This is a genomic window from Candidatus Magnetaquicoccus inordinatus, assembly GCF_004217665.1.
Taxonomy (GTDB): Bacteria; Pseudomonadota; Magnetococcia; order Magnetococcales; family Magnetaquicoccaceae; genus Magnetaquicoccus; species Magnetaquicoccus inordinatus.
The window spans coordinates 1-5,330 of the sequence record NZ_RXIU01000238.1 but is presented as its reverse complement, the minus strand read 5'-3'; the positions used below and the strand labels follow the sequence as shown (position 1 = coordinate 5,330).

Genomic DNA, 5,330 nt, shown 5'->3' with positions numbered 1-5,330 from the left:
ATTCAACAGTCACGGTGGTAGTGATACCCCCTCTGACAAAAAATTGGCCGCTGACCGCAAGATAACGGGGTGAAACCGCTGCCACCAGATCATCGAGAATACGGTTGGTGACCGCTTCATGAAAGGCGCCCTGGTCACGAAAACTCCACAGATAGAGCTTCAGCGATTTTAGCTCCACACAAAGCTGATCCGGAATATAGGAGATATGGATCTCCGCAAAATCGGGCTGTCCGGTTTTGGGACATAAACAGGTAAATTCCGGACAACGCATTTCAATACGATAATCCCGCTCTGGGTTGGGATTGGCAAAACTCTCCAAAATCATGACTGGTGATCCTCAAAGGGTAGTGCAAGCGAAGAAGAGAGAGTAACCGGAGCAAAGCGGGCACGCAAAGCTTCTGGTTGTTCCCTCAGTTGATATTCCAAATGTTCCAGAATGGTCGCAAAAAGTTCCCCTGCTGTTTGCCCTTTGCCGCCGAAACGCAATTGCGGATCCAAATCGCCCCAGGCCAACCAGGACAACAGATGCATCATGCCAGAAGGCACCCAACGCAGCTTATGATAGGCCCCTTCGGCCAGCAACAGATGATCCAATTGGGCAAAGGGTACCCGCAACAGCTCTCCCTCCCAGGTGGTTTTCATCTGGTCGAGAGCCGGTCGTGTCACTGGCACCTGCAAAAAGACAGAATGAAAAAATCCAGAGGTAAATTCAATGGCAATGACCATTCTGCTCTGTTGCGGCAAAACAATCGATAAGCCAGCCTCTTCACGCATCTCCCGAATCGCGGTCTCCTGCAGCGAACGATCCAGGGGTTGTCCATCCCGGCGCCGGGGAGAGGTGGCGCCCCCGATCACATGCAAGCCACCAGGAAAGGTGGCGGTGTGTACACTGCGCTGTTGCACCAACAGCTCGGCACTCTCTCGACAGTAGGGCAGGGCTCCCGCACCGAGCAAAAAGGCTCCTCCCTGTGGTGCAGGGGGGGTATGTGCCAATAATTTTTGCTGACGCAGCCATAAAACTCCTTTGTAATCGATCTCTTGATACAAAAACTGTGTACAGGGATAGGACACATCCTTGACCAGAGCGTGCAGATCGTTGATCGCCGGTTCTGGCCAATCTGCGGGCGCTGGAAAACAGGTAGGATGCTCTTGGTCCTGTTGCAATACCGGCGCCTCGCTGCTCCAATCCAGCAGGCAGATCTCTCCCAGAAAAAGATGAAAGATCCGGTTGAGGCGGGCAATCTGGCTCTGTTTATCCATGGTGAAAATGACGCAGTCGCAAGGCATTGCTGACCACTGTGACACTGGACAAGCCCATGGCGGCTGCGGCAATCACCGGGGAGAGCTGCCAGCCAAAGAGCGGATACCAGGCACCAGCCGCCAAAGGAATCAACAAGAGATTATAGGCAAAGGCCCAGAACAGATTTTGCCGGATATTGTTCATGGTGGCGCGGGAGAGTTGAATGGCCAAAGCCACTCCTTGCGGGTCGCTGTGCATCAAGGTGATGTCGGCGGCCTCCATGGCCACATCGGTGCCGGTCGCCATGGCGATGCCCACATCAGCGCGGGCCAGAGCGGGCGCATCATTGATGCCATCGCCCACCATGGCTACTACCTCCCCAGCCTGTTGCAGCCGGGCAATTTCATTGGCCTTGTCTCCTGGCAACACCTCCGCCAAGACCTCTTTAATGGCAAGTTGGGCAGCGATGGCCTGAGCGGTGCGCCGGTTGTCACCGGTCAGCAGCGCCACCTTGATGCCGGCGCTGTGCAAGGTTGCGACCGCTGCCTGACTGCTAGGACGCAGCACATCAGCCACTGCCAAGACTCCAGCCACCTTGCCATCGATGGCAGCCAACAGCGCAGTCTTACCCTCCTGCTCCAGGCGTTGCAACAGCGCCTCTTCTGCAGCGTTGAGCACAATCTGTCGGCTGTGCAACAGACGCTGCGTGCCCACCAGCACCTCTCGACCAGCAATGCTGGCCTGCACACCTTGTCCGGGCAGGGCAGCAAAGGTTTCGCATTTGTGCAGAGCAAGTTTTTCCTGTTTGGCATAGGCGACAATGGCCGCTGCGATGGGATGTTCAGAGGAGCGCTCGGCAGTGGCCACGAAAGCCAGATCTTCCGGGCTGCCGCTCCAATCGGTGACGGTAGGTTTGCCAGTGGTCAGAGTGCCGGTTTTATCAAAGACCACGCAGCTCAGACGATGGGCGGTTTCCAGAGCAGCATTGCCACGAATCAGGATTCCCAGTTCCGCACCGCGTCCGGTGCCGACCAGGATAGAGGTGGGTGTTGCCAGACCCAAGGCACAGGGACAGGCGATGATCAAGACCGCCACGGCACTGAGCAGGGCATGGGTCAGGGAGGGTTCTGCTCCCCAATACCACCAGGCCAAAAAGGTGAGGCTGGCGATCAACAGCACCACTGGGACAAAGATGGCGGCGATGCGGTCGGCCAGATGGGCAATGGGCGGTTTCGCCTGTTGCGCCTGGCGCACCAAAGCGACAATTTGTGCCAACAGGGTGCTCTGTCCCACCCGCGTGGCGGTGCAGAGCAATGCACCCCGACCGTTGACTGTGCCACCGATGAGCGGATCACCGGGGCGGCGCAGCACTGGAATCGATTCGCCGGTGATCATCGATTCATCGATGGTGGATTCTCCTTCCAGCACGGTACCATCCACAGGCACCCGTTCGCCGGGGCGAATCACCACCCGATCACCCGGCAGAACATGAGCCAGGGGGATCTCGATTTCCTCGTTGCCGCGCATCACCCGTGCCTGTTTGGGCACCTGCCCCACCAGTTGTCGAATCGCTTGAGAGGTGCGACCACGGGCTCGTGCTTCCAGAAAGCGTCCCAACAGGATCAAGACGATAATGGAGCCTGCTGTTTCAAAATAGACTTCCGCCTGCATGCCGCTGCTGTAAAACCACTCCGGGAAGAGCAGGACCAGCAGCGAGTAGCCATAGGCGCTGAAGGTGCCGATGCTGACCAGGGTGTGCATATTGACCGCCCCGTGGCGCAGCAAGGTCAGGGTGCTGCGGTGAAAATACCAGCCGACCCACCATTGCAGTGGTGTAGTTACTAATGCCTGCAGGAGATGGTTAAGGCGATGATCCAGCCAATGCTGCATGCCCATCATGGCGCCATGATCGAGCAGCAGCAGCACCGCCAGGAGCACACCACTAATAGTGAGTCGCTGGCGCAGCTCGCGATACTCTTTTTGCCGCTCCTCTTCGGCACGATCTTCAGGAGTGGTTGCCTCAGAGGAGGGGAGCAGCTCGAAGCCAATGGCTTGAACGGCCTGATTCATCTGTTGAAAATCGACCTGTTCTGCCACATAGCTCATGGTGACGGAGGAGTTGGCCAGATTGATTTCGACCTGTCTGATGCCAGTGAGTTGCGCCAGAGCGGTTTCGGCACGGCGCACACAAGAGGCGCACGAGAGGCCGCGAATGGTCAAGGTGGCCTTTTGTTCTGGAACCCGAAAACCGGCTTTTTCCACTGCCGTGATGATCGCATCCAGAGGCAGGGAGCTGTGCACAGTGGCCTGGGCGGTAGCCAGGTTGACCTGAGCCTGGGTGATGCCGGACACCTGCTCCAGATGGCGTTGCAGACGTGCGGCGCAGGATCCACAGGAGAGACCACTGACCGGTAGAGTCATGGGTAAGGAAGACATGAATTTTCTTTCACAAGCTTTTGGCTGTGCCAAGGAATGCGGATCTGTTCGGCACGGCAGGTTGATCAAACAGCGCTGCTCATTGGACATTCCATGAGCCATTTGGTTTCCAGGCCATGCGGCGGCAGTTGTAACAAGCTCTTGGGAAAAATGCAATCCTTCTGCCGGGGTTGGGGGGATTTCATGGGAGGAAACTATGTAGGGATATACGGGATTATTTTTCCCCAGAGACAGCGAGGCTGAGGAGTTTGGAATGAGCAATCCAGACCATTGGAACTGTAAAATTTTATTATATTGCAACAAGTTACGTTTATAAACACTGTCTCACCACTTGTTTAATTCTTTTTGGAAAGACGAAAACTTTATATGATTTAACAATTGACATTATATGTCTTAGATGGTAAACTACCAACTGCGCGTGGTTGATTATGATGTTTAATTATTTATCATTGTCACAATGATATTGTATGGGTGTCAAGTGAACGAAGTTCATTCTCTTTCCTGTTATCCGTTGGCGGGTTTGCCAAACATTTTACAGACATTTCTTGAAATTCTTTCTGTGTTTGAGTTTACTTGCGTTGATGTTCTGTTGGTTTTGGTATGTTCAGTTGGTGGTTGTGTTGGTAGTGTTGCAAATATTATTTCTCAGGAGATTGGTTCAAGTAGAATTCCTGGCAAGGGAAGTACTATTATTCTATCGTCTATAGATGCTATTGGGAGAGTAAAATGGATTTTTCTCAGATTGGTTCAAGGATTGATTATTGGATTAATTATTGCGCTATATTTTGTTGGAAGTATACACAAAGGGCCAGCTTCAATTTCAAAAGTTATTGCCCTATCGATACTCATCGGTTATTCTGCCCCAGCTTTTTGGAAAAAGCAAGAGATAATTGTTAATAATAAATTATTAAAAGAAATTCAGGAGAATTTGTATCAAAACATAAATAAAAACAATGAGAATAATGTATCAAATCAGGATAGCAAGTAACACCAATAGCCGCTAAAATCACTATAAAAAAATTAAAAAGGAGGATGGTATGAATAGCCTTGTTTGTTTAGCTTGTCAAGTAAAAAAAATTACTGGCATACAACAGTCTGTTGTGCCAAGACAATTAAATATTAATAATATTAAACAAAGTGAATTAATTAGCATTTGTATATGCTAATTTTTGCAATTGTAATTGTTGTTATATTTATATTTTTTAAAGACAGGAGAGATGAAATGTTATAATAAGATTGCAAAAAAATTGAATGTTACAAACCTGTGGTATTGACAAATTGTCACACAAACAAGATGACTGATTATCCCTTTCCATTCACCAAACCCTGGGTTAGAACTGGACGGCAAATCGAGGGACAGTTTACCCATTTCCAATGAACCTAATAGATGATATGTGAACAGGAATACGGATGTGACAGAGACGCCCAATCACAACCAGTCAGATGAATATGATTCTCCCTGGAAAGCGATTGTGAAACCCTATTTCCGGGAGTTTTTGGCGTTTTTTCTGCCACAAGCAGAGCAGGAGATTGACTGGCAAAATGATCCAGAATTTTTGGACAAGGAGCTGGATCGTATTACCCGGGAGGCTGACTCCGCCAATCGTCGCCTGGATCTGTTAAGCAAAGTATGGTTGCTGGATGGTGGTGAACT

At 51.1% G+C, this 5,330-nt stretch carries 4 protein-coding genes and 1 pseudogene; 2 read left to right on the top strand and 3 right to left on the bottom strand.

What is annotated here, in order from left to right:
- From queF to EJP87_RS13730, 3 genes are all read right to left on the bottom strand, one after another.
- On the bottom strand, window positions 1-325 hold a 325-nt coding region (gene queF, locus EJP87_RS13740), incomplete at its 3' end, for a preQ(1) synthase (RefSeq protein WP_130472438.1).
- Window positions 322-1,260: an NUDIX hydrolase gene (locus tag EJP87_RS13735; protein WP_130472437.1), complete on the bottom strand. Its 939-nt coding sequence runs from the start codon at window positions 1,258-1,260 to the stop codon at window positions 322-324. The genes EJP87_RS13735 and queF, both read right to left, overlap by 4 nt.
- A complete protein-coding gene (locus EJP87_RS13730; RefSeq protein ID WP_130472436.1) occupies window positions 1,253-3,676 on the bottom strand; it encodes a heavy metal translocating P-type ATPase in 2,424 nt (807 codons plus the stop codon). The genes EJP87_RS13735 and EJP87_RS13730 overlap by 8 nt, the downstream gene beginning before the upstream one ends.
- 478 nt (window positions 3,677-4,154) lie before the next feature.
- Between EJP87_RS13730 and EJP87_RS13725 the strand changes: the two genes are divergently transcribed.
- Both EJP87_RS13725 and EJP87_RS13720 read left to right on the top strand, forming a co-directional pair.
- Window positions 4,155-4,664, top strand: a complete 510-nt coding sequence (locus tag EJP87_RS13725; protein ID WP_130472435.1) for a hypothetical protein — start codon at window positions 4,155-4,157, stop codon at window positions 4,662-4,664.
- A 484-nt stretch (window positions 4,665-5,148) separates the two neighbouring features.
- Window positions 5,149-5,330: pseudogene (locus EJP87_RS13720) on the top strand (cytosolic protein); the annotation flags it as partial.

What these genes read in the sequence shown, in the direction of transcription:
- EJP87_RS13730 (WP_130472436.1), bottom strand. Translation starts at nt 3,676, where the DNA reads ATGTCTTCCTTACCCATGACTCTACCGGTCAGTGGTCTCTCCTGTGGA.
- EJP87_RS13735 (WP_130472437.1), bottom strand. Translation starts at nt 1,260, where the DNA reads ATGGATAAACAGAGCCAGATTGCCCGCCTCAACCGGATCTTTCATCTT.